Raw genomic sequence first — 23,599 nt, 5'->3', positions numbered from 1 at the left:
AAATTTATATAAAATAATGCCCATTTTTAACGATACTAAAGTTGCATTTGCGGATAAAACCGATGCACAGTTAAAGAAAGCGTATTGGATGTTCAGAATGATTGAGCAGCCGTCCCTTACCAAAGTAGGCACTTCCGTGCTGAATTTTACGGTTCACCATAATTTTCCTTTTGTTGGCGGAATTGTAAAAAATACTTTATTTGAACAGTTTTGCGGCGGTGAAACCCGTGAAGAAAGTATGAAGGTGGTAAAGCAGCTTTTCAAAAGAGGCGTGGGAAGTATCTTTGACTATTCTATTGAGGGTAAAGAAGACGAAGAAACTTTTGATTCGGTATGCCGTGAGATTAAAGATATCGTAAGGTTTTCTGTGGGCAATCCTGCCATTCCTTTTATTGTTTTTAAGCCGACGGCCTTCGGAAGAATTGACCTCTATGAAGCGGTAGGGAAAAAAAACGAACTCACTTCAAGCCAGAAGGAAGAATGGGAAAGAGTGGTGAAAAGATTTGATGAAGTCTGTAAATTATGTCATGAAAATGACAAAAAAGTAATGGTGGATGCAGAGGAAACCTGGATGCAGGATGCTGCTGATCACCTTTGCGAAGAGATGATGGAGAAGTACAATCAGGAAAAGCCTATTGTCTGGAATACCATTCAGATGTACAGGACCGGAAGGCTGGAATACATGGAAGAGCATCTTCACAGAGCCAAGGAAAAAGGCTATTTCATCGGTTATAAAATAGTCCGTGGTGCCTATATGGAAAAAGAAAGGGCCAGAGCTGCGGAAAAGGGATATCCTGATCCGATTCAGCCGAATAAAGAGGCTTCCGATAAAAATTACAATGCAGGAATTGATTTTGTCATGAACCATCTGGATAAAGTTTCGGCGTTCTTCGGGACCCATAACGAAATTTCTTCTGAGCTTGTAATGGATAAAATGAAAGCTAAAAATCTTGAAAATGGCAATCCGCATGTCTATTTCGGACAGCTTTACGGGATGAGTGACAATATCACATTTTATCTTTCTGACAAAGGATACAATGCCACCAAATATCTTCCTTACGGACCCGTAAAAGATGTTGTGCCATACCTGGCGAGAAGAGCCCAGGAAAATACTTCCGTTGCTGGGCAGACCGGAAGGGAACTCGGACTTATCAAAAAGGAACTTGAAAGAAGAAATCGCAGATAAATAAAGGATATCTTCATCGATATAATAACCTGGTCATTTATGATCAGGTTTTTTTACGGCTCAAAACTCTCGAATTTTCCGTTATCATAAAAGATGACAATACGCTTGATATTACCCTGTTGGTTCCCAATAGCTTGGCTTAATAAATCAGCCTTTTGATTCTCTAAACGCTGAGAATCGGTTATTTTTTCCCGCACAGGGCTTTGGACGTCTGCAGACGATTCTCGCTGATTTATTTTTGAAGGCTCTATTTCATTTTCATCCGTTCCAAAATCTTTATCATTATTGATCATGGTAAAAAGATCGGGAAGCGATTTTGGAGTTATCTTTTCTTCCTCTATAATCTCAGCATGTTCATCGGCGGGTTCAATTATTTCTTTCAGTTCAGACTTTAACATTTCGCCTTCACCTGTTACCAGCCAGTCCCACAGGATCTCCGGAAACCTCGATTTTATTTTTATGATAAATTCCAGGGACGGCTTATTTCTTCCGGAAGTAATGTGAGAAATTGAAGAACGTTGCACATCGATCTCATCCGCAAATTCAGATGGTGTAAGACGTGAATATTCGATAACCTTTGAAATTCTTTCATTTAAACCCATAAAAACAGTTTATAAATCGCTTTACAAATGTAAACATTTAATTTACAAATGCAAAGTACAATTGTAAATTATTTAAATATACAAAAGTAAACGATTTATATAATTGAAATACAGTTATTTATAGTATAGTCTAAATTTTCTTGTGATTTTTATTCAACATATTTTCCCCACCTTATTAACTTCCGATACTGACTTAAAGTAATGGATGAAGTAAATGTACATAGGTATCATTTGACCTAATTTCATTTATAAGGCTACTTTCAACCGCTATGGTTAGGCATTTTGAAGGGTATTAACCGTTAAATAGAGTAGGGAATTGCTAAATATCTGATTTGTTACTCTATTCAATAAATATGAAGGTTATAAAAGCCTTAAATAGTCAGCTACACTCTTTATCTAAAGACGATGCAGAGATTTATTATAAGTCTAAATTTTTCCTGGGTGGTTTTAAGTTACATTTTTAAATTCTCCTGAAATTTATGTAAAAATATATAGTTACATTTCTAAATTATCAACAATTTACAATTGTATACAACTGTAAATAGAAAATTTTCCACATCTAAAATCGTTTAATGTATTTACCAGCAAATGCGGATAAAATAGGAATATTTAACTTAAAGCCATATTAATACTGTAGTTTAATTAAAAGTTATAAATTACTCATTTTAAGTTAATTAAATATATTATATTGAATTATATGCAATCCACAATTTTATCAACAGACATACTGTCATTTTCAAGTGTTTAATAGGATTACTTATGTTAATTTTAATTTTACGTCTAAAAATGTTAAATTTGATTTTTGTAAACAATTGTCAATGAACTTTGAAGAGATTTATCAGCAGAACCCCGATTTCCCAAATCGTTATATTTCCCCCGAAAAATTATTTTATTACCTACAGCAGAATCTCAGTGATTGTATTCGGCAGATTGGAACTTCCCATCTTGGTAATCCTGTTTATCAGCTAACAGTCGGTTCCGGAGCTATTCATATATTGGCCTGGTCCCAGATGCACGGAAATGAATCCAATGCTACCCATGCGATGCTGGATCTTTTAATGACCCTTGAGCAGGCTCAGGAATTAAAGGATGAACTTTTCAGTAAAATACAGCTTGACTTTATATTTATGCTGAACCCTGATGGTTCTGAAAAATGGACCCGGCTGAATGCCGTTGATATTGATCTCAACAGAGATTTTCACAATGAATCCAGTAAAGAGATCAGGTTTCTGAAAAATGCAGCGGCTTCTAAAAAATATAACTATGCATTGAATCTCCATGAGCAGAGGACTATTTTTACAACCGACGGTATCCATCCGGCGACGCTTTCATTTCTGGCTCCTTCCGAAAATGTTGAGCGCACCGTAACAGATAACAGAAAAAAATGCATGGCCGTTATTGCCGAAATTTACCGTCATCTTAAGGAAATGATCCCGGATCAGATCGGAAGATATTCTGATGAATTTTATCCGGCTTCCACAGGCGATAATTTTATCAAAGCCGGAATGCCCACCATTCTATTTGAAGGCGGACATTTCGCAGATGACTATACCAGGAAGGAAACCCGTAAATATTATACGATAGCTTTGTATTATGCTTTGAAAGCAATCACTGAATTAAATTCAGGAACGGAAGGCTGGGAAACCTATCTGGAAATTCCAGAAAACAAAGAGACGCATTATGATATCATTTACCGGAATGTAAAACTCAATACAACCCATGAATGTATTTTAGATGTAGCGGTTCAGTATAAAGAAATCAAAGAAGAAGGAAAAGATGAGATATCTTTTGTACCATACGTCATGGAAGTGGGAGATGTAAAGCAGCGGAAAGGCTGGCAGGAAATTGACTGCACCGGCAAAAAGTTTATTTCTGAAAATAAGTATCCGAAGCTGGATGCAGAAGTCAACTTTACTATTGAGGATTAAAAAAGCGGAACAATTAATTTGTTCCGCTTTTTATCTGATTCTGTTTACAGCGTATTAATCTGTTATATTTTAGGAATAATTAAAATAGTGATTAATTAGTCGACCACTTTAATTCCGTTGGCTACAAATCTGATCTCTTCTTTCGGGGCAGTAATCGCATCGATTTCCGCCTGAGGTTTCTTGGCATCTTCTGCGTAATGTTTCTGTTCGTCAACAGAAGTTACTTTTCTTTCTGCCGTCCCTTCCAAAACAACATTTTTACCTTTTAAAGCCGTAGGAACAAAGAAGGCATAATCTTTCATTTTTACGAAAAACTGGGAATTGTCTTCAGTCTGGATCGTTAACCAGCAACCTTTTTTCTCACAAACGTCAGTTACCTTTCCTTTTACGGCAACGTTTTCAGCTTTCTTATTATCTTTTTTAAGTTTTTTGCTTAATTTATCAACCGAAACCGCTTTTGATTCTGCATTAGAAGCGATTACGTTACCGTAAGTGTCGCCGGTTACCGCATTTCCTGCCGGAGGACCGAATTTTTTTGACTCCTGTGCAAAAGCCAGAGCTGAAGTACTTAAAGCTGCTGCTAATAATAATGCCTTGAATTTCATTTTTAATATTTTTTCAAAAGTACTAATAAAATCCGAATCATAAATTGATAAAATTACATGATATCTTCAAATAATAAATAAACGCTGCAACCAATCGCATATTTATTTATATTTGATGACTACTATACTTCATTATGCAGAAAAAACTAAAACTCTGGGACACCATTATGCTGGTGATGGGCTCCATGATCGGAAGCGGGATTTTTATTGTCAGTGCCGATATGATGCGGAACTTAGGCTCTGGATTCTGGCTGGTTATCGTTTGGGTAATTACAGCGGTGATGACGGTGGCCGCAGCCATAAGCTACGGAGAACTTTCTGCACTGTTCCCTAAAGCGGGCGGACAGTATACGTATATTAAAGAAATTTTCGGAAGAAGGATGGGGTTTCTGTATGGCTGGGGATTGTTCACCGTTATTCAGACAGGGACCATTGCAGCGGTGGCTATGGCATTCGGGAAGTTTACAGCATACCTGGTTCCGGCTTTAAATGATGCTGCCCCGATTTTTCAGAGCGGCGAGTTTAAAATTACCTGGATTCAAATGCTGGCAATTGCTATGATTCTCCTGCTTACCTATATCAATACCAGAGGCGTCGAAAGCGGAAAACTGCTGCAGAATATTTTTACAGGGTCCAAGATCATTGCCCTGTTGGGATTGATTGCGGCCGGCTTTATTCTGGTTGACGTGTCTCATCTGGCAGAAAACTTCAGCTTAGGGACAGACTCTTTCAGCAACCTGACAAAAGATATTTCCGGGAATTTCCTTAAGGAAGGCTGGAAACCCATTGGCGGGATGACCTTAATGGGAGGAATTGCTGCCGCTATGGTGGGATCGGTATTCAGTTCCGTCGCGTGGGAAAGCGTGACTTTTGTTTCCGGGGAAATTGAAAACCCAAAAAAGAATGTTGTAAAATCCATGATCTACGGGACTACTGCTGTAATGATTTTATACATCGCAGTGAATTATGTATACCTGAATGCGCTGAACAGGGATTCCATTGCCTTTGCCGGGAACGACAGGGTAGCGGTTGCCGCTTCTCATTTTATCTTCGGCTCGGCAGGTACGGCGATTATTGCTGTTTTGGTAATGGTTTCAACATTCGGATGCAATAACGGACTGATTTTAGCCGGGGCAAGAGTATTCCAGACCATGGCGAAAGACGGCATGTTTTTTAAACATGCTGAAAAGAACAATAGCAATCAGGTTCCTGCCAACGCACTCTGGATGCAAGGGATCTGGGCCTCTGTATTGTGCCTGAGCGGGCAGTACGGGAATCTTCTGGATATGATTTCTTTTGTGATTGTATTATTTTATATGATTACCGTTTTCGGGGTCATTTACCTGAGAATAAAACAGCCGGATCTGGAAAGGCCGTATAAAACATGGTTATATCCGGTAACACCGGTTATTTATCTGCTCATCGGATCGGTTTTCTGTATTTTATTACTCATTTATAAACAACAGTATACCTGGCCGGGATTCGTTATGGTTCTGCTCGGGCTGCCGGTATATTATTTCATTAACCGGAATGAGAAAATCAGAAAGTAACTTTATAGAAAGAAGCCTGACAGTCTTGTCTTGCTTTGTCATTATAATCATTTCCTCTCAGAAAGTTGCGGGAGATTATTTTCCCGCAGAATCAAAATGCAGGGTCAGTCTAAAAATAAACCAGAAAAATGAATATACTTTCCGGGCTGACCTGAAATTAAAGCAGAAAGGAAAGGTAAAGGTTTCAAGGGAAGACCAGGTTACCTATCTTACTTTTGACGATATCGGCTCAATGTATCATCAGGATACCATATCTATACAGAATTACGGCAATGCAATAAATGACTATATTTATTTTGAACAATGCGACGCCAAATATATTCACTTTGTCAGAAAAGAAAAGCAGTAAATTATCAATTATAAGTTACAGATTTTAGCATTGCTACTTCAATGATTTTAAGAAGCTGATCCCGCTTTCCGCTGTATCTTTTTCCATGCTTGAGTCCGGGCTGAAAAGAATGCCGCTCCAATCGGGGCTATGGGGTTAAGCCATCAGATCATTTTTGATCCTCAAAATATATTTAGTCATTTACAGAATATGATCGACAGAAGCAGATCCTTCAATAACCAATATCTATAAGTACTGATCTTTATGCCTTTTATGTATAAGTAATTATGCTTATATTTGCAAAATGATAGCGGTCATTACCGGAGATATTATACATTCACAGCAGACTGAAACCGAAGTTTGGATTACCGGACTTAAACATCTTCTCGCAAACTGGGGAAGCGCTCCTCAGACATGGGAAATCTACAGGGGAGATGAATTCCAGTTCAGGTGTAATATCAATGATGCGTTCTGGCGGTTCTTAGCCATTAAATCATTAATTAAAAGTCAGGAAAATTTAGACGTAAGGATTGCAATAGGCATCGGTGAGGAAAATTTCTCATCCGAAAAAATCACGGAATCCAACGGAACGGCCTATGTCCATTCCGGGAGACTACTGGATGACCTTAAGTCAAACGGCCACACCGTATCGGTAAAAACATCCAGCGACTCGGTAGACAGGGACCTGAATATCCTGCTAAAGTGGTCGTCAAAAGATTTTGACAACTGGACGGTAGCTACTGCAGAAATCATCCATGAGATGATCATGAACAAAGACAATACGCAGGAAGACCTTGCAAAGAAATTTGCCATCTCCCAATCATCGGTAAGCCAGCGCCTGAAACGGGCGAACTACGAGCTGATCGTAGAAACCAATCAATATTTTAGAAAGAAAATTTCAGAACTGTAAAAATGATTTTCATTAAACTCATATTGGCACATCTACTCGGAGATTTTGTTCTTCAGCCGGATTCCTGGGTTGCAGATAAGGAAAATCGTAAGCTGAAGAGCACGTATCTGTATCTGCATGTTCTGATCATTACCGCTTTAAGTTTTATCTTCCTCTGGGATCTGAAACTTTGGTGGGTTGCTGCCGTAATTGGAATTTCACACGGTATTATTGATGCCGCAAAACTGAGTTTTCAGACCGTTAAGAATAAAAAAAACTGGTTTTTTATTGATCAGGCTTTGCATCTGACGGTTATAGGGGCGGTATCGCTTTATTATCATGAGTTCAGCTTTGAGTTTATAAAAAATCAGGATTTCCTGAAAATACTGATGGCTGCATTGTTTCTGACCGTGCCGGCCTCCGTTTTTATAAAAATCCTGTTATCATCCTGGACACCGGTTCCGGAAATGCAGGGTAATATCCAGACCGAGTCTTTATCAAGTGCCGGAAAATATATCGGGATTCTGGAACGTTTACTGGTTTTTACCTTTATTATAGTGGATCACTGGGAAGGTGTAGGTTTTATGGTAGCCGCAAAATCTGTATTCAGGTTCAGTGATCTGGCACAGGCCAAACAGAGAAAACTGACGGAATATGTCCTGATCGGCACTCTTCTGAGTTTCGGAACGGCTGTTTTAACGGGAATTTTAATTAAACAATAAAATAAAATCTAATATAAAACGGGAACTGCAGATTTGCCGGTTCTTTTAAAAAGTAAAAATTATGAGTCAAAAAAAAGAAATGTTGTACGAGGGTAAAGCAAAACAGGTATTTGCCACCGATAATCCTGATGAGGTAGTAGTACGCTTCAAAGACGATGCTACTGCATTTAATGCTCAGAAAAGAGGATCTGTAGATCTGAAAGGTGAAATGAATAATGCCATCACCACTTTGATTTTTGAGTATTTAAACGAAAAAGGGATTAAGACTCATTTCATCAAACAGCTGGACGAAAGAGAGCAGCTGGTAAAAAAAGTATCCATTATTCCTTTGGAAATGGTGGTAAGAAACTATTCTGCCGGGAGCATGGCTCAGAGACTGGGCGTGGAAGAAGGAATCAAATCTCCGGTCACCATCTTCGATATCTGTTATAAGAAAGACGAATTGGGAGATCCGCTGATCAATGATCATCACGCGGTATTCTTAGGAGCTGCCACTTATGAAGAACTTAATGAAATGTACGCATTAACCAATGACATTAATAATATTCTGATTGATCTTTTCGACAGAATGAATATTATTTTGGTTGATTTCAAAATTGAGCTCGGTAAAACTTCAGACGGCGAGATCATCCTTGCAGATGAAATTTCTCCGGATACCTGCAGACTTTGGGATAAGGACACCATGAAAAAACTGGATAAAGACAGATTCAGAAGGGATCTTGGAGAAGTTACCGAAGCCTATGTAGAAATCTACAACCGCCTGAAAAATCTTCTTAAGAAATAAGATGTCAGATAAAAGAAATTAGATGTTGGTTTCTATTTAACATAATATTTAATTTTTCATCTAACTGATACATCTGCCAAATAAAATCTAGATTGGAAAAAATAGAAATGAAAAGTTTAGACCTTCATAAAAGTGAATATTTAAAACAATTTGAAACTGAGACCTACGGAAGGAATCTTTTCAGGACTCAGGAAGAAGAAAGGCTGGATGCTCCGAATGAGGAGTGCGGCATCTTCGGAATGTATTCTGATAATGATCTCGATACGTTTTCTCTTTCACAGTTCGGGCTTTTTGCGCTTCAGCACAGGGGCCAGGAAGCATGTGGTATTTCTGTTTTAAAAGATGGAAGAATTACCAATATGAAAGATGAGGGTTTGGTTTTGGATGTGTATAAAGAAATTGAGCATCCTGAAACTTTTATGGGAAATTCTGCGATCGGGCATACCCGTTATACCACAGCAGGAGACAAGAAGAAATATAATTTTCAGCCGTTTTTCGCCAAAAACGAATACGACCAGATTATTCTTTCAATTGCCCATAACGGCAATCTGACCAATGCCAGAGAACTCAAGACAGAACTTGAAGCGGAAGGGGTTGTGTTCAGGGCTACTTCAGATTCTGAGGTAATCTTAAGGCTGATCCAGAAAAACCTTGATCTCGGACTTCGCGCAGCGATTAAGATAACGATGGAGAAAATTGAGGGCGCTTATTCTGTTGTGGGTATGACCAGAAACAAATTCTTTGCTTTCAGGGATTTCAACGGGATCAGGCCGCTGGTTTTGGGAGCCATTGATGCAAACTCATATGTTGTAGCTTCTGAATCTGTAGCATTGGACGCTGTAGGTGCTCAATACGTTCGGAATATTTTACCGGGGGAAATTGTATACACCAATGAAAACGAGCCGGGGAAACTTCATTCGTATATGGCAGATGAACAAAAAGGAAAACAAAGGATCTGTTCATTTGAATATATTTACTTTGCAAGACCGGATTCTTCTCTTGAAAATATCAACGTATATGAGATCAGGGAGAAATCGGGGGAGAAAATCTGGCACCAGGCACCTGTGGATGCTGATGTGGTCATCGGGGTTCCTGATTCAGGAGTTCCGGCTGCGATTGGTTTTTCCAAAGCTTCGGGAATTCCGTTCCGTCCCGTTCTGATTAAGAACAGGTATATCGGAAGAAGCTTTATCGTTCCGACCCAGGAAATGAGAGAAAGGGTAGTTAATCTAAAACTCAACCCGATCATATCTGAAATTAAAGATAAAAGAGTCGTTATTATCGACGATTCCATTGTCCGCGGAACGACTTCGAAAAGACTGGTTAAAATTTTAAAGGATGCCGGTGTAAAGGAAATTCATTTCAGAAGCGTATCCCCGCCGATTATTGCTCCTTGTTACCTTGGAATCGATACGCCTTCTAAAGACGATCTGATTTCCGCCAATATGACTACCGAGCAGCTTAAAGATTATCTGGGAGTAGATTCTCTGGAATTTTTAAGTGTGGAAAACCTGAAAGAAATCTTAGGTTCCGCCAATCATTGTTTCGGGTGTTTTACAGAAGAATATCCTGTAGCGAAAGGAGAAGAAGTGGAACTGTTCAATTAAAATTCTGCTAACAGATAAAATGAAAGGTCAGACTTAATTGTAAGTCTGACCTTTCTATTGAAATCAAATTGGTTATGCTGTATTAAAATTTATAATTCAACCCTAACTGGAATACCCTGTTGGTATTGATATTCTTCTGTGCATCATTGACGGCGTCGGAATTATTGGCGATATGCGTCAGGCTGCTCACATACCTTGCATTGATCCCCAGGTTAGGAGTAAAGTAATACCCAAGACCCAGGCCTAAACCTAAATTAAACTTTTTAATACCGTCTTTATCGATGGTTTCTGAAGCAGACTGGGTCTGCGTCGTCGTAGTCCCGGAAGTTGTGGTGGAAACCGTGCGCTCTCCTTTGTTTTTACCGTCTACGAAGTAACTTACTTCAGGACCTGCTTCAATATAAAAATTATCGACAGGCTTCATCTGAAGCATTACCGGTACTGAAATATAGTTTAATGTGGTTGTGTAATCCTGTTTTGTTCTTACCGTCGTAGTTCCTGAAGTAAGCTCTGTATCAGAAAGCACACTCTTTGCTCCCATCTGGTTGTACAGTACCTCCGGCTGAAGTGCAAATTTCTGTGATAATGGAATATTAACAAAAACACCTGCATTAAAGCCAATTTTCTGATTTTTTGCATTAAGCTGCTGTTCGCTGAACTGAGAAGCATTGGCACCACCTTTAATACCGAATCTCACAGGCTCTTTTTTATTCAGAGGCATTGGTGAAATTTCTGTCGGCTTTGTTTCCTGGGCAAATGCTAGGGTTCCTGCAACTACTGCTAATCCTAAAAATAACTTGTTCATAATTTTATTTTTTACTAATTAAACTTTCTGCCTAATCGTTTAATCAGGCTTAATGTACTTAACAAATTGCTTGCCAAAATTATAAGTTGTTGACTTTCAAATAAATATACAGATTATTAAATAGTGTGATAAATTACTTATTCCCGATAGTGATGATAATAATCAATCCTGTTATCCTAAATATTGATAAGTGTATAGCCAAATCTTTAAATGAATTATACAGCATTAATTATATCATTTATACAATTGGGTTAGCTCTTATACTGATATATACAACAAAAAAACCGGACCTTCTAAGAAGCCCGGTTCTGTATTTTAAACCTTTTGATTTAAGTTGAGTACGTATTAGAATTTATACGCCAATCCAACTTGGAATACGTTATTTCTAACAGCATCAGAACCATTAGGTCTGTTTTTAGCGATATCAGTAAGACCAGCTACGTATCTTGCTGTAATACCGATATTATCTGTGAAATAATAACCGGCACCAAGACCAAGACCGAAGTTAAAAGTACTGAACCTGTCTTTATAATTTCCTGATTCAGAAATTACGTCGTTATTAGTTTCATTTTTAGCTTTGTTCTTAGCACTAACCATAAAACCGAATTCCGGACCTGCTTCTACATATAAGTTTGGAATAAGGTTATACTGTAACATTACAGGTACAGTAATATAGTCTAAATGGTTTGCGTAAGAATATCTATTTCCTGCAATTACCTGATCATATTTATCACCATACTGAGAATATAAAACCTCTGGTTGAACACTGAACATGCTTCCTACAGGAATGTTAGCAAAAACACCTGCATTAAATCCGATTTTAGATCCCTGATCTTCTAAAGTACCATCGTTTGAAAGTGAAGATACATTCATTCCTGCTTTAACACCAAATCTTACAGCGCTGCCAGATGACATGTTGGAAGAAGTAGTTGTAGTAGTCGTAGTCTGAGCAAATGCTAATGAACCAGCTGTTAGAGCCATTCCTAAAATTAACTTTTTCATAACTTTAATTTTTAATAATTTAATTTCTAATATTTAAATTTTACTACTTGTCAATAATTTGACAGATAGTTTCTGTCAAATTACTTGCCAAAAGAATGTGTCATGATAAATATCAGTAAAAAATATACAATGAAATTAAGCTGATTTGAATCATATATTATTGAATATTAAATGATTATTTAATAAATTAAACATTTGTTTAGAAATGATCTAAATTGTCATCTTGTAAAGAGATGTCATGAATATTCTGCTGTCATTGACAAATCGCAGTTATGCATCATTTAATTTTCTGTAGAACAGGAGTGATTCCAAAATATTTTTCTGACTGCATTCATAGTCAAAAGTACATGATCCAATCCCTGTGAGTAAAGAAAAGAGGATGGTGCGGCCGGTGTTTTTTTTATCATTGAATAAAAGATCGAAGATATCATCATCATTAAAATCACTGATATCCAGGTAAGGATAATATTTCTGAATATTTCCGATGATCAGATCGCAGTCTTCCTGGGAAATCAAACCTTCGAGGAAGGAAAGATAAGCTTCCGTGATCATGCCCATGGCCACCGCTTCGCCATGCATAACAGGGTTTTTCTGATTAAGGTACAGGCTTTCAATGGCATGTCCGATTGTATGCCCGAAATTCAGGGTCTTTCTAATGTTTTTTTCATGAAAATCCTGCTGAACGACATTTTGTTTGATATCCATTGAAGTTTGGATATGAGAAATCATCGCTTCGGCATCTAATTTATGAATCCGGATCAGATGTTCCCAATGGGTTTTATCTGCAATAAGCCCGTGCTTCAGCATTTCTGCAAATCCGCTTCTCAGTTCTTTAAAGGGAAGTGTTTCTAAAAATTTAGGGTATACGAAAATATGTTCCGGGAATGTAAAAGTTCCTACCATATTCTTATAATGCATCAGGTCAATCCCTGTTTTTCCGCCGATGGATGCATCGCACATGGACAAAAGGGTAGTAGGGATGTTAATGAACTGAATTCCTCTTTTATAGGTAGAAGCAACGAAACCGCCCATGTCGGTAATGACACCGCCGCCCAGATTGATCACCAGTGCCTTCCGGTCTGCATGCATTTCCGTAAGAATTTCCCAAAGCTGATTGGCTGTCTGGATATTTTTCATTTCTTCGCCTGCTTCAATCTCAAGGATCTCAAATTCAAGATCGGTTTCCATATTTCCCAAAAGGACGGGAAGACAGTATTCATGGGTGTTTTCATCAACCAGAATAAAGATCTTGCTGAAAGATGTTCGGTCCAGGAATTCGTTTAATGAAGAAAAATTATCGTTTGTTATGGTGATCATTTTCTGATTTTCTGTAGGGTTATTTATGCAACTATATGGCAAAGTTATGATTCTTAATTTTTAACTCGTTGGTAAATATACTATCTTTGCAGAAATTTTTAGAAATGAGCAGAGATAATAATTCAGGAAAACCAAAAAGACCAAGAAGTTCAACAAGAAATAATTCTGATGATTCTCGTGCTTCCAGATCTGGAAATTCTTCCGGGTCAAAACCTTTTAAAAAACCATTTCCAAAGGCCGGAGAGAGAAATTCTCCTAAGAGCGGCGATACCAGTTACGAGAGCCGGATGGAAAAGAAATATTCAAAAATTGAAAAAGAACCGTTCATTACGAACCCGGGTGAAGAGAAAAAGTCATTCGCAAAACCGGCTCCTAAAAGAGGTGGCAGCAGAAGCAATACATTCGACGCCAGGGATAAATATGAAAGAGGCAGTTTAAAATACGGAAGAAGACCTTCTTCAAATGGTGAAGAAAAAGACGATAAAGCAAGATCTTTCGTACAGAAAAGAAGATTGACCAAGATTGACAAAGATATTCATAAGGACACGATTCGTCTTAATAAATACATTGCCAATTCAGGGATCTGCAGCAGGAGAGAAGCGGATGATTTAATTACCCAAGGTTTGGTAGAAGTCAACGGAAAAGTGGTGAATGAAATGGGCTATCAAGTTCAGAAAACAGATAAAGTGGTTTTTGACGGACAAACGATTACTCCGGAAAAACCTGTTTATGTTCTTTTAAATAAGCCAAAAGGATATATTTCTACGACAAAAGACGACAAGGCAAGAAAAACAGTAATGGATTTGGTGGCCAATGCTTCACCGTACCGCGTGTTTCCTGTAGGAAGATTAGACCGTTCTACAACCGGAGTTATTCTTCTGACAAATGACGGGCACATGACGAAAAAACTGACGCATCCCTCTTTTGACGCCAAGAAAATCTATCATGTGACATTGGATAAAAAACTAACTAACGAAGATATGAAGCTTATTGCAGAAGGGATCCGTTTGGATGAAGGAGTAGCGGAAGTAGATCAGATTTCTTTTATTGAAGGAAAGCCTAAGAATGAAATAGGCATTGAAATACATATCGGCTGGAACCGGGTCATCAGAAGGATTTTCCAAAGGTTAGGATATGAAGTGGAGGCTCTTGACAGGGTCATGTTTGCCGGCTTGACGAAGAAGAACATCAAGAGAGGACACTGGAGAATCCTTACGGAACTGGAAGTGAATAATCTTAAAATGCTTTAATTAGGTGAGAAGTTGTAAATAATGAGTTATGAGTTTCTGTAAAACAGGCATAACAATTAATTTCATCCTGAATAAATAAAAATTCCGCAGATAATCTCTGCGGAATTCTTTTTTTTACTATAGATTATAGAACTGCAAATTAATTCATAATTTATAACTCATAGCTATTGTCTACCCTAAAACGGTTACTCCTTTCTGGATCATTTCATAGATCGCGTCCTTTCCGTTATCGGGCTTTACATTTACCGCACGAGTCCCGTTAAAATGCAGGCAGGTGATATACCCTTCGGCAACCGCATCTGTACAGGTGAATTTCACACAGTAATCCATTGCGAGGCCTACAATTTCCAATAACTGAATATCATGGTATTTCAGAAAATCATCGAGTCCGGTTTTCATGAAGTGGTTGTTATCCTGAAAGCCGCTGTACGCATCAATTTCGGTATTCTTGCCTTTCTGGATAATATGGGTCACTTTATCCCTGTTGAGATCTTTATGGAATTCCGCGCCGAAAGTTCCCTGGATGCAATGGTCAGGCCACATAAACTGCGGAACGCCATTCAGGATGATGCTTTCTCCCACCTTTTTGCCGTTGTTGCTCGCAAAACTTTTATGATTGGCAGGATGCCAGTCCTGGGTCAGGATAATCTGGTCGTATTCATTTTCCTCCATTAATGAATTGATGTACGGAATTACCTCATTGGCTCCCGGAACTGCCAGTGCGCCGCCTTCACAAAAATCATTCTGTACATCGACGATTATTAATGCTTTTTTCATATTTAAAATTCTCGGATATTTATAAATCCACAAAAAATAATATTCAAAATATTGTCCAAAAAAAAATTATCGGACAAATAGGCATCTTATAGAATAAAATTATAATCGGTATTGCGCTCAGGGATATAAAACAATTTCCAATAGCTTATCTTTGCAGCAAATAAGTAATTTTATGTCATTTGAGTCTTTGGGATTATCACACAATATCATTCGTTCCGTCAACAAACTGGGGTATCTGAAACCGTTTCCTATCCAAGAACAGGCTGTACCTGTTATTTTGCAGGGAAAAGACCTGATGGGGATTGCACAGACAGGCTCCGGGAAAACCGCCTGTTTTGTAATGCCTATTCTGGAAAAGCTGCAGAATGAAGAAGTTAAAAAAGACAGGAATGTTGAGGTCCTGATATTGGTTCCGACGCGTGAACTGGCCATTCAGATTGATGACGTATTCAGGAGTTTTACAGAAAACCTGAAACGGGAAATCCAGACCATGGCAGTGTATGGCGGTGTTTCCATTAATCCGCAGATGAAGGGAATGTTCGGCGTGGAAGTGCTTATTGCAACACCCGGCCGTTTGCTGGATCTGATTGATCACAATGCGCTGAGCATTTCAGGAATCCGGCATCTGGTAATTGATGAAGCGGATAAAATGTTTCAGCTGGGCTTTGATGAAGAAATGAATAAGCTTTTTGCTTTAATGCCCGTGATGAAGCAGACGACATTGTTTTCAGCGACTTTAAATGATAAGGTTTCTGAAATGAAGCAGCGTCTGTCAATCAATCCTACAATTATTGAAATCAAAAAAGAAGACGTTGAGATTGACCATATCGAGCAGCTGGCCTATCATGTTTCTCCGGAAAACAAAGGCCCGTTCCTGCGTTATCTGATTAAAGAAAAAAAGGTTGAAAAAGCCTTGATCTTTGTTTCATCGACAAAATCTGCAGATAATTTAGTAGAAAAACTCAAGAAGAATAAAATAAAAGCAGTAGCCATTCACAGCCAGAAATCACAGGGTGCCCGAAGGAATAATTTGGAAGAATTTAAGGTCAACGGTGCCCAGATCCTGGTGGCCACGGACCTGATCGGTCGTGGTATCCACATTGAGTCCCTGCCGTGTGTGATCAATTACGAACTGCCGCGTTCCCCTCTGGATTATATTCACCGGATCGGAAGGACGGGCAGAGCGAATGAAATGGGGACAGCCATCAGCATCCTGACCGATGACGAATTGCAGCATTTCCGGGTAATCCAAAAGAAAATGGGTAAAAAAGTAACATTGCAGAGAACAGAAGATATTAATTTACACGGTTATTAGAGTATAATCCGAATAATAAAGGCTTCAATTTTAACAGAATTGAAGCCTTTTCAATTTAGATTCTCGATTTTTTGATAAATTTGTAAAAACTAATGTCCGGAAAATGACAGGGCACATCAGTATTGCATGAGAGAATTTACTATTGTTCGAGGATTATTTGACAACAGAAAACGATCATTGATCATTGACGAAAATTTTTTAAAATTTGAGAATAAAGATCGAACTAATGATTTTTTTACTATTATTAATAAGGAAGATATTGCTGGAATTCGCTATGGAGTCCACTTTATCAAAGGTTATAGTTTTTATATAGGAAGAGAATACCAGATCTTTATCAGAACTCAAACAAATAAGGAATTAAAAATATATTTCAAACTTTTTTACGGAAGAAAATTAAATGAAAAGCATCAGCTGTATTGTGACATCATCGATGAATTATGGAAAAATTTCATCGGGCATATCACAGATGCTTATCTTGAAAATCTTAAGAATAAAAAAGAAGTAAATATTGCAGGAATTGATATTTTTAATGATAGGATTAGGTTTCATAGGCAGGAGATCTTATTTGAAGATTTAGATATCAGAAGATACCGCCATCATTTTATGATTTTCTCGAAACAAGACAATTATAAAAATAAAATGCTTTATCACTTGAAAGATAAGGATGCTGTAATTTTACTTGACGTATTAACGAAAATTATTAAAAATGAATGATTTAGAACATAAAAAATTCCCGATTGGGAAATTTGAAAACCCTGAAAATATCTGTGATATTACACTGGATGAATATATCAAAGTGATCCGGGACTTTCCGGGGAAACTGAAAAACCTCATTGAAGATTTCAGTGACGGGCAGCTCGATACGCAGTACAGGGAAGGCGGCTGGACGGTAAGGCAGGTGGTCAACCATCTTGCAGACAGCCATATCAATAGTTTTATGCGATTCAAATTAGCTCTTACTGAAGATAATCCTATCATAAAGCCTTATGATGAGGCAAAATGGGCCGAACTTCAGGACAGTTTAAATATGCCAGTAAAACCTGCCATGAGAATGCTTAAAGGAACGCACCAGCGATGGACAGCCTTACTGAAAACAATGACGAATAAGCAGTTTGAAAGAACTTTTCATCATCCTGAACATGATAGGGATTATAATCTGCGAAGTTGCCTGGCACTTTACGTCTGGCATTGCCGGCATCATTTTGCCCATATTGAGAACCTGAAGAAAGAAAAAGGCTGGTGAAAAAAAGTCTCCACAATCCAACGCATTTTGAGGAAATCATTGGAAGGATCAATCTGTTATCTGAAAGCTCATCAAGGAAATGGGGGAAAATGGAGGTATGTCAGATGATGAGGCACTGCAGCTTCGTACTCCAGGTTCCTTTGAAAAAAATCGAACTTCCGCCGGTTAATGTACTGTTTGAGACAATAGGCATCCTTACAAAAATGGAAATGCAGGTTTTTAACAACGGAATTCCCAGAAACATGCCTACTTTTCGGAAACTTATTATTAATTTTGAATGTGATTTTTATGAAGAAAAAGAAAATCTTCTTAAAATGCTGGACGAGTACAGGGTCTGCTTCCGGAATAATGATTTACCTGACAGGCATGTGCTTTTCGGAAGAATGAAAGAGAAAGACTGGGGTTTTCTGGAATATAAACACCTGGACCATCACTTAAAACAATTTCATGTATGAGTTTTTTTGATAAAATTTTTAGCGGAAAAGAGGACAGTTCGGATAAATCTACGATCTGGAAATCCATCGGAAGTGAAAAAGACCTTAAAAAAGCGATTGAAGATTCCTTTCACCATAAAATCGGGATATTTAAACATTCCACAAGCTGTTTTATCAGCAAAACGGTACTGAAGAATTTTGAAAAGGAAATCAACAGTCTGGATCAGAAGCCGGATTTGTATTTTCTGGATCTGTTGGCCCACAGAGCAGTTTCCAATAAGATTGCAGCAGATCTTGAGGTAAGACACGAAAGCCCGCAGTTTCTGGTTATCGAAAATGGAAAAGTAATCAGTAACGCTTCACATCAGCATATATCGGCAGATCAGATTACAGAATGAAAAATATTACCAATTATTTATCGAAAGTCCTTAATGTTCCTGTAGAAAAGGTGAATATGTGCACGCTGCAGTATGAAACGAAAAAGATTCAGAAGAATCAGTTTCTTTTACAGTATGGTGAAATCTGCAGGTATATTTATTTTGTGGAAAAAGGGCTGCTTAAAATGTATTCTATCGATAAGAACGGTAAGGAACATATCATTCAGTTTGCCCCTGAAAGCTGGCTGATTTCAGACCGGAGCAGTCTTTATTTCAACGAAAAATCGCTGTATTATATCGAGGCGGTGGAAGACTCTGAAGTACTTTTGTTACATCCTGATTTCATCAATAAAATTGTCGGTGAATTTCCGGACAGCCTTGAAAAAAGCGATATTTTAATTCAGAAGCATATCCGCAGCCTTCAGGACAGGATCAATTCCTTATTGGGCGAAACAGCGGAAGAACGGTATATGAAGTTCATCAGGATGTATCCTGATCTCCTGTTGAGAGTTCCCCAATGGATGATCGCTTCCTATCTTGGCATTACCCCTGAAAGCCTGAGCCGTGTACGGAAAGAGCTTGCCAGGAAGAACTTTGTTCCGGACAGCAAATAGTAAATTCGGAGGTTACAGAGGCCTGAATCATTTTTAGCTTCTTATTTCTATTTTTTCCGGTTACATTAAGGCAGACTTCCGGTCTGTCTTGATTCATTATACTGTAAATCCGTTTTTATCAGAAGTGACGGGGATTATTTTGTTGATTTGCTGTGGCTTTATCCGGAAATTTTTCTGAATACAGACAATTGCCGGCACAAAGACTGAATGTTAAGATCATAATGGCACAAAACTTGTCATTATAAGATCTGACTGCGGAGCTTAAGGTATTGGTGGATTATTTAAAAAACTTTCAGCATGAGCAGTTTTCCTATTCTTTCAGAATACCGTTAATGAGACAGCAAGCAGGCAGTCTTATAACAGTATGTTTATAAACAGTTGTCAGAGTTGTTAAATAATGGAAAGAAATAAAAAGTACAATAAAAAACCGTAAGATTTTATATCAGTGTATTGTATACTAAATCTTAAAGTTTTATAAATACCTATGAAAATTATAAGCTGTATGAATATTGATCCTGAATTTCTGTATTCGTACGGAGGAGAGGACCGATGTTATAAACCAGGAGATATAATTTACCGTCAGGGCGACCACGCAGCCTACTATTACCAGATCATAAAAGGAAAAGTCAAGCAGAATCATTACGATGATGCAGGAAAAGAGTTCATCCATAATATTCTGGGTGAAAATCAGAGTTTTGGTGAATCGATGATTTTTCTGGAAGATTTTCATGTTATGAATGCTATCTGCCTTATCCCGTCGGATATCATCAGGCTTCCCAAGAACGGTTTTTTAGAGCTTTTGGAGCAGAATCCAAAAATTTCTCTAAAGATGAATGCCTGTCTTTCCCAAAGGCTGTATTTTAAAGCAATCATGCTGCAGAATATGTCTTCCCAGAATCCTGCGCTACGCTTGGAAGGATTGTTGGATTATTTAAAAAGCTACCATAACGGAGACTGTGATCACTCATTTCATGTGGAGCTTACCCGGCAACAGTTGGCCAATCTTACAGGATTGCGGGTTGAAACAGTAATCAGGACGCTGAAAAAGATGGAAGAACAGCAGAAATTGGTCATTCAAAACAGAAAAGTTTATTATTAATATCTATCAATATGATTACAATCATAGTAATAGGAAATTTTATCATGTAAATTTGAGTAAATAATCCATCCATATTCTTAAGCCTCAGTTCGGGGAACGTTAAAACGTTTATCGTTTGTACTCATTTTTTTTAACTAAACAAAATTATTGCTGTCTATTATTAGTTACGGCTGGAAATAGTATACATCACTATATATTAATATAAAAATAACGTTTAAAATCAAAAACACCACTTCCACACCTATGGCCAATATAATATCAGACAACAAAGAGAGCAAAGGCATTGAAATAACGGATACTGAGGGCACTGCATTGTCTTCGTCAGAAAAGAATACAACATCAGTAGATAATGCACAAGTGAACGGAAACGACATGCAAAGCGCTCCGCTTCATAAGCTTTTCGTTTCTGTCCTTAAAGATATTTATTTTGCAGAACATGCCGTTATTGAAGCATTAGGGGAAATGCAGAAGGCTGCTACAACAGATCAGCTGAAAAAAGCCTTTGAAGACCATCAGACTCAGACCCGAAAGCAGGTAAGCCGTTTAGAAAATATTTTTAAACTGATTGATGAGGCGCCGGAGAAAAAAGAATGCAAAGCCGTGAAAGGGATTATTGAAGATGGTCAGGAAATGATCAAGTCCACACAAGAAGGCTCCATGACCCGCGATGCTGCGCTCATCCTTGCCGCACAGAAAGTTGAACACTACGAAATCGCTACGTATGGCGGACTGGCCCAGCTTGCCACTACCATGGGACATGACAAAGCTGCAGATTTACTTAAAACAACCTTGAAAGAAGAGGAAGATACGGATTATCATCTTACGGAAATTGCTGAAACCGTCATCAATTTTGATGCTTACCAGGAAGATTAATCTTTGATAAAATCAGGGCCTGTAGAGGTGATCTATAGGGGCCCATTTAAATAAAATACATACTGGAAAACAGTAAACCGATTAGAACTTAAGTTCTTAACAAAAGCACACCATTAAAAATATTCAGAATTATGAAAGACAACCAACCGACCAATGACAAGCTGGACCAGCTTGACGCTTACAAAACATCGAATAATCAGGAAAAAATGACCACCAATCAGGGCCTGAAGATCAACAATGATCAGGATTCCCTGAAAGCGGGCGACAGAGGTCCTACGTTATTGGAAGACTTTATCCTTCGGGAGAAAATTACGCATTTCGACCACGAAAGAATACCGGAAAGGGTAGTCCACGCAAGAGGTTCTGGCGCTCACGGGGTTTTTAAACTTAATAAAAGCCTGGCAAAGTATACAAAGGCAAAATTTTTAGCTGAAGAAGGGAAAGAAACTCCGGTATTTGTAAGGTTTTCTACCGTAGCAGGAAACAGGGGAAGTACGGATCTGGCCAGGGACGTCAGGGGATTTGCCGTAAAATTTTATACCGATGAAGGAAATTATGACCTTGTTGCCAATAACATCCCGGTCTTTTTCATTCAGGATGCCATCAAATTCCCGGACCTTGTCCATGCCGTAAAGCCTGAACCCCACAATGAAATTCCGCAGGCACAGTCTGCCCATGATACTTTCTGGGATTTTATTTCCCTGATGCCGGAAAGTATGCACATGATCATGTGGCTGATGAGCGACAGATCAATCCCGAGAAGTTACCGGATGATTGAAGGATTCGGAGTCCATTCTTTCAAATTTGTCAATGATGAAGGAAAAGTTCATTTTGTAAAATTCCATTTCAAACCGAAATTAGGTGTACATTCTGTAGCCTGGGATGAGGCGCAGAGAATTTCAGGAGTTGATCCTGACTTTCATAAAAGAGACCTCTGGGAATCCATTGAAAACGGATTATTCCCAGAATGGGATTTCGGAGTTCAGCTGATTCCTGAAGAAGATGAACATAAATTTGATTTTGATCTTCTCGATCCCACTAAATTAGTTCCTGAAGAATTAGTTCCTGTAGAGCTTATCGGGACACTCACACTCAACAGAAACCCGGAAAACTTTTTTGCAGAAACCGAACAGATTGCATTCCATCCCGGACACGTCGTTCCTGGAATCGACTTTACCAATGATCCGTTGCTTCAGGGAAGGTTGTTTTCTTATACGGATACGCAGCTGCTTAGACTGGGCGGACCCAATTTCCATGAAATTCCAATCAACAGATCGGTAAACACTGTACACAATAACCAGAGAGACGGCCTTATGAGACAGCAGATCGATAAAGGAAAAGTAAGCTATGAGCCGAATTCAATCGGTGGCGGATGTCCTTTCCAGTCGATGATGAAAGAAGGTGGATATGCCACGCAGGAAGCAAGAGTTTCGGGCACGAAAATAAGAGAAAGAAGTAAAAGTTTCGTAGACCATTATTCTCAGGCAAAATTATTTTACAACAGCCAGTCGGCACCGGAGAAACTGCATCTTCAGAATGCACTGATCTTCGAATTGTCAAAAGTGACCATTCCTGCCGTGAGAGAAAGAACGGTAAGCCAGCTGGCATTTATTGATAAAGCATTGGCGGCAAAAGTGGCTAAGAAAGTAGGGGTTGAAGTAAAAGAACTCGATCTCCCGAATCAAAGTTTACCGGCAGACATTGATCCTTTAACTCTTCAGAGTGAGGAAAGAGAACCGGAAACCAAGTCTTCTGAAGCGTTAAGCATGAAGAATACGGTTAAAGATTCCATTGTGGGAAGAAAGATCGGATTTATTACAGCCAACGGTGCTGATGCATCAGCCATCGATGCACTGAAAACAGAGCTGGAGGCAGAAAATGCAGTCGTTGAAATTATCGGTCCAAGTCTGGCACCCGTTAAGCTAAATGAAGGTTCTTCTTTAATCCCAAAACATTCCCTGACAAGCATTGCCAGTGTCTGCTTTGATGCCCTGTATATCAGTGCCGGGGAAGATTCTACCAAGGAGCTTTTAACACCGGAAAACAAACATCTGGTATTGAATTTCATTAATGAAGCTTATAAGCACTGTAAGGCAATTAATTTCGGAGAAGGCACCGAACCTCTTTATATAAACAGCAATGTCGGCGCAAAAAAACACATCGACCCTGCTATTATTACCGCAGAAGACAAAGATACAGCCGCCAAGTTTATCCAGGCTATTGCCAACCACAGAGTCTGGGATCTTGAATTAGAGCGTAATGCTCAGGATTAACAATAAATAAAATTACACC

The 23,599-nt window shown here is 38.5% G+C and carries 24 protein-coding genes; 18 read left to right on the top strand and 6 right to left on the bottom strand.

Features of this window, described 5'->3' with window-relative positions; translation table 11 throughout:
- Positions 1–16: 16 nt before the first annotated feature.
- Entirely contained in the window at positions 17–1,186 is a 1,170-nt protein-coding gene (locus H561_RS0102025) for a proline dehydrogenase family protein (RefSeq protein WP_027385489.1), read from the top strand.
- 53 nt (positions 1,187–1,239) lie between these two features.
- Here the strand turns inward: H561_RS0102025 and H561_RS0102020 are convergent, their stop codons facing one another.
- Positions 1,240–1,788: a helix-turn-helix domain-containing protein gene (locus H561_RS0102020; protein WP_027385488.1), complete on the bottom strand. Its 549-nt coding sequence runs from the start codon at positions 1,786–1,788 to the stop codon at positions 1,240–1,242.
- A gap of 818 nt (positions 1,789–2,606) precedes the next feature.
- Between H561_RS0102020 and H561_RS0102015 the strand changes: the two genes are divergently transcribed.
- Positions 2,607–3,716 (top strand): M14 family zinc carboxypeptidase, encoded by a 1,110-nt coding sequence (locus tag H561_RS0102015; protein ID WP_027385487.1) that lies wholly within the window; start codon positions 2,607–2,609, stop codon positions 3,714–3,716.
- Between the two features lie 95 nt (positions 3,717–3,811).
- Here the strand turns inward: H561_RS0102015 and H561_RS0102010 are convergent, their stop codons facing one another.
- Positions 3,812–4,321, bottom strand: a complete 510-nt coding sequence (locus tag H561_RS0102010) for a DUF4920 domain-containing protein (protein WP_027385486.1) — start codon at positions 4,319–4,321, stop codon at positions 3,812–3,814.
- Between the two features lie 134 nt (positions 4,322–4,455).
- Between H561_RS0102010 and H561_RS0102005 the strand changes: the two genes are divergently transcribed.
- The 6 genes from H561_RS0102005 to purF all read left to right on the top strand — a co-directional run bounded on the left by H561_RS0102005 (position 4,456) and on the right by purF (position 10,201).
- A complete protein-coding gene (locus H561_RS0102005; protein ID WP_027385485.1) occupies positions 4,456–5,871 on the top strand; it encodes an APC family permease in 1,416 nt (471 codons plus the stop codon).
- Complete coding sequence (locus H561_RS23180) at positions 5,852–6,220, top strand: hypothetical protein (RefSeq protein ID WP_051349274.1); 369 nt, start codon at positions 5,852–5,854, stop codon at positions 6,218–6,220. Before H561_RS0102005 ends, H561_RS23180 begins: the two co-directional genes overlap by 20 nt.
- A 283-nt stretch (positions 6,221–6,503) precedes the next feature.
- A complete protein-coding gene (locus tag H561_RS0101995; RefSeq protein ID WP_027385484.1) occupies positions 6,504–7,109 on the top strand; it encodes a SatD family protein in 606 nt (201 codons plus the stop codon).
- Between the two features lie 2 nt (positions 7,110–7,111).
- Entirely contained in the window at positions 7,112–7,810 is a 699-nt protein-coding gene (locus tag H561_RS0101990; protein ID WP_027385483.1) for a DUF3307 domain-containing protein, read from the top strand.
- Between the two features lie 61 nt (positions 7,811–7,871).
- Positions 7,872–8,594, top strand: coding sequence for a phosphoribosylaminoimidazolesuccinocarboxamide synthase (gene purC / locus H561_RS0101985; RefSeq protein WP_027385482.1), 723 nt, complete (start codon positions 7,872–7,874; stop codon positions 8,592–8,594).
- A gap of 107 nt (positions 8,595–8,701) precedes the next feature.
- Positions 8,702–10,201, top strand: coding sequence for an amidophosphoribosyltransferase (purF, locus tag H561_RS0101980; protein ID WP_027385481.1), 1,500 nt, complete (start codon positions 8,702–8,704; stop codon positions 10,199–10,201).
- A gap of 82 nt (positions 10,202–10,283) precedes the next feature.
- Here purF and H561_RS0101975 read toward each other — a convergent pair whose 3' ends face one another.
- From H561_RS0101975 to aroB, 3 genes are all read right to left on the bottom strand, one after another.
- Positions 10,284–11,006, bottom strand: a complete 723-nt coding sequence (locus H561_RS0101975; RefSeq protein ID WP_027385480.1) for a porin family protein — start codon at positions 11,004–11,006, stop codon at positions 10,284–10,286.
- Positions 11,007–11,351: 345 nt separating this feature from the next.
- Entirely contained in the window at positions 11,352–12,008 is a 657-nt protein-coding gene (locus H561_RS0101970; protein ID WP_027385479.1) for a porin family protein, read from the bottom strand.
- A 270-nt stretch (positions 12,009–12,278) separates the two neighbouring features.
- The gene (gene aroB / locus H561_RS0101965; RefSeq protein WP_027385478.1) at positions 12,279–13,325 is read right to left on the bottom strand and encodes a 3-dehydroquinate synthase; all 1,047 of its coding nucleotides are present in this window, start codon (positions 13,323–13,325) and stop codon (positions 12,279–12,281) included.
- Between the two features lie 104 nt (positions 13,326–13,429).
- Between aroB and H561_RS0101960 the strand changes: the two genes are divergently transcribed.
- Positions 13,430–14,575, top strand: coding sequence for a pseudouridine synthase (locus H561_RS0101960; RefSeq protein ID WP_228372209.1), 1,146 nt, complete (start codon positions 13,430–13,432; stop codon positions 14,573–14,575).
- Between the two features lie 171 nt (positions 14,576–14,746).
- Here H561_RS0101960 and pncA read toward each other — a convergent pair whose 3' ends face one another.
- Positions 14,747–15,352: a bifunctional nicotinamidase/pyrazinamidase gene (gene pncA, locus H561_RS0101955; RefSeq protein WP_027385476.1), complete on the bottom strand. Its 606-nt coding sequence runs from the start codon at positions 15,350–15,352 to the stop codon at positions 14,747–14,749.
- A gap of 172 nt (positions 15,353–15,524) precedes the next feature.
- Between pncA and H561_RS0101945 the strand changes: the two genes are divergently transcribed.
- From H561_RS0101945 to H561_RS0101905, 9 genes are all read left to right on the top strand, one after another.
- Positions 15,525–16,667, top strand: a complete 1,143-nt coding sequence (locus H561_RS0101945; protein ID WP_027385475.1) for a DEAD/DEAH box helicase — start codon at positions 15,525–15,527, stop codon at positions 16,665–16,667.
- Between the two features lie 126 nt (positions 16,668–16,793).
- Positions 16,794–17,381: a hypothetical protein gene (locus H561_RS0101940; protein ID WP_155845713.1), complete on the top strand. Its 588-nt coding sequence runs from the start codon at positions 16,794–16,796 to the stop codon at positions 17,379–17,381.
- Complete coding sequence (locus H561_RS0101935; RefSeq protein WP_027385473.1) at positions 17,374–17,910, top strand: YfiT family bacillithiol transferase; 537 nt, start codon at positions 17,374–17,376, stop codon at positions 17,908–17,910. Before H561_RS0101940 ends, H561_RS0101935 begins: the two co-directional genes overlap by 8 nt.
- A complete protein-coding gene (locus tag H561_RS0101930) occupies positions 17,907–18,365 on the top strand; it encodes a DUF1569 domain-containing protein (RefSeq protein ID WP_228372208.1) in 459 nt (152 codons plus the stop codon). The genes H561_RS0101935 and H561_RS0101930 overlap by 4 nt, the downstream gene beginning before the upstream one ends.
- Positions 18,362–18,742 (top strand): bacillithiol system redox-active protein YtxJ, encoded by a 381-nt coding sequence (gene ytxJ, locus H561_RS0101925; RefSeq protein ID WP_027385471.1) that lies wholly within the window; start codon positions 18,362–18,364, stop codon positions 18,740–18,742. The genes H561_RS0101930 and ytxJ overlap by 4 nt, the downstream gene beginning before the upstream one ends.
- Positions 18,739–19,335 (top strand): Crp/Fnr family transcriptional regulator, encoded by a 597-nt coding sequence (locus tag H561_RS0101920; RefSeq protein WP_027385470.1) that lies wholly within the window; start codon positions 18,739–18,741, stop codon positions 19,333–19,335. Before ytxJ ends, H561_RS0101920 begins: the two co-directional genes overlap by 4 nt.
- Before the next feature lie 502 nt (positions 19,336–19,837).
- Positions 19,838–20,434, top strand: coding sequence for a Crp/Fnr family transcriptional regulator (locus H561_RS0101915; RefSeq protein ID WP_034761087.1), 597 nt, complete (start codon positions 19,838–19,840; stop codon positions 20,432–20,434).
- A 243-nt stretch (positions 20,435–20,677) separates the two neighbouring features.
- Positions 20,678–21,307 carry a ferritin-like domain-containing protein gene (locus tag H561_RS0101910; protein WP_081411616.1) on the top strand — a complete coding sequence of 210 codons (630 nt, stop codon included), beginning with the start codon at positions 20,678–20,680 and terminating at the stop codon, positions 21,305–21,307.
- A gap of 131 nt (positions 21,308–21,438) precedes the next feature.
- Positions 21,439–23,580 carry a catalase gene (locus tag H561_RS0101905; RefSeq protein WP_027385467.1) on the top strand — a complete coding sequence of 714 codons (2,142 nt, stop codon included), beginning with the start codon at positions 21,439–21,441 and terminating at the stop codon, positions 23,578–23,580.
- The last annotated feature ends 19 nt before the right edge of the window (positions 23,581–23,599 follow it).

Source organism: Chryseobacterium gregarium DSM 19109 (assembly GCF_000430845.1).
Lineage (GTDB): Bacteria > Bacteroidota > Bacteroidia > Flavobacteriales > Weeksellaceae > Chryseobacterium > Chryseobacterium gregarium.
The sequence above is the reverse complement of the archived record's forward strand: the minus strand, read 5'-3'. Positions and strand labels throughout refer to the sequence as shown.

What these genes read in the sequence shown, in the direction of transcription:
- H561_RS0101945 (WP_027385475.1), top strand. Translation starts at nt 15,525, where the DNA reads ATGTCATTTGAGTCTTTGGGATTATCACACAATATCATTCGTTCCGTC.
- purF (WP_027385481.1), top strand. Translation starts at nt 8,702, where the DNA reads ATGAAAAGTTTAGACCTTCATAAAAGTGAATATTTAAAACAATTTGAA.
- H561_RS0102005 (WP_027385485.1), top strand. Translation starts at nt 4,456, where the DNA reads ATGCAGAAAAAACTAAAACTCTGGGACACCATTATGCTGGTGATGGGC.
- H561_RS0102020 (WP_027385488.1), bottom strand. Translation starts at nt 1,788, where the DNA reads ATGGGTTTAAATGAAAGAATTTCAAAGGTTATCGAATATTCACGTCTT.
- purC (WP_027385482.1), top strand. Translation starts at nt 7,872, where the DNA reads ATGAGTCAAAAAAAAGAAATGTTGTACGAGGGTAAAGCAAAACAGGTA.
- H561_RS0101920 (WP_027385470.1), top strand. Translation starts at nt 18,739, where the DNA reads ATGAAAAATATTACCAATTATTTATCGAAAGTCCTTAATGTTCCTGTA.
- H561_RS0101970 (WP_027385479.1), bottom strand. Translation starts at nt 12,008, where the DNA reads ATGAAAAAGTTAATTTTAGGAATGGCTCTAACAGCTGGTTCATTAGCA.
- ytxJ (WP_027385471.1), top strand. Translation starts at nt 18,362, where the DNA reads ATGAGTTTTTTTGATAAAATTTTTAGCGGAAAAGAGGACAGTTCGGAT.
- H561_RS0102015 (WP_027385487.1), top strand. Translation starts at nt 2,607, where the DNA reads ATGAACTTTGAAGAGATTTATCAGCAGAACCCCGATTTCCCAAATCGT.
- H561_RS0101990 (WP_027385483.1), top strand. Translation starts at nt 7,112, where the DNA reads ATGATTTTCATTAAACTCATATTGGCACATCTACTCGGAGATTTTGTT.
- H561_RS0102025 (WP_027385489.1), top strand. Translation starts at nt 17, where the DNA reads ATGCCCATTTTTAACGATACTAAAGTTGCATTTGCGGATAAAACCGAT.
- H561_RS0101915 (WP_034761087.1), top strand. Translation starts at nt 19,838, where the DNA reads ATGAATATTGATCCTGAATTTCTGTATTCGTACGGAGGAGAGGACCGA.
- pncA (WP_027385476.1), bottom strand. Translation starts at nt 15,352, where the DNA reads ATGAAAAAAGCATTAATAATCGTCGATGTACAGAATGATTTTTGTGAA.
- H561_RS0102010 (WP_027385486.1), bottom strand. Translation starts at nt 4,321, where the DNA reads ATGAAATTCAAGGCATTATTATTAGCAGCAGCTTTAAGTACTTCAGCT.
- H561_RS0101975 (WP_027385480.1), bottom strand. Translation starts at nt 11,006, where the DNA reads ATGAACAAGTTATTTTTAGGATTAGCAGTAGTTGCAGGAACCCTAGCA.
- H561_RS0101960 (WP_228372209.1), top strand. Translation starts at nt 13,430, where the DNA reads ATGAGCAGAGATAATAATTCAGGAAAACCAAAAAGACCAAGAAGTTCA.
- H561_RS0101910 (WP_081411616.1), top strand. Translation starts at nt 20,678, where the DNA reads ATGGCCAATATAATATCAGACAACAAAGAGAGCAAAGGCATTGAAATA.
- H561_RS0101940 (WP_155845713.1), top strand. Translation starts at nt 16,794, where the DNA reads ATGAGAGAATTTACTATTGTTCGAGGATTATTTGACAACAGAAAACGA.
- H561_RS0101905 (WP_027385467.1), top strand. Translation starts at nt 21,439, where the DNA reads ATGAAAGACAACCAACCGACCAATGACAAGCTGGACCAGCTTGACGCT.
- H561_RS0101935 (WP_027385473.1), top strand. Translation starts at nt 17,374, where the DNA reads ATGAATGATTTAGAACATAAAAAATTCCCGATTGGGAAATTTGAAAAC.
- H561_RS0101995 (WP_027385484.1), top strand. Translation starts at nt 6,504, where the DNA reads ATGATAGCGGTCATTACCGGAGATATTATACATTCACAGCAGACTGAA.
- H561_RS23180 (WP_051349274.1), top strand. Translation starts at nt 5,852, where the DNA reads ATGAGAAAATCAGAAAGTAACTTTATAGAAAGAAGCCTGACAGTCTTG.
- aroB (WP_027385478.1), bottom strand. Translation starts at nt 13,325, where the DNA reads ATGATCACCATAACAAACGATAATTTTTCTTCATTAAACGAATTCCTG.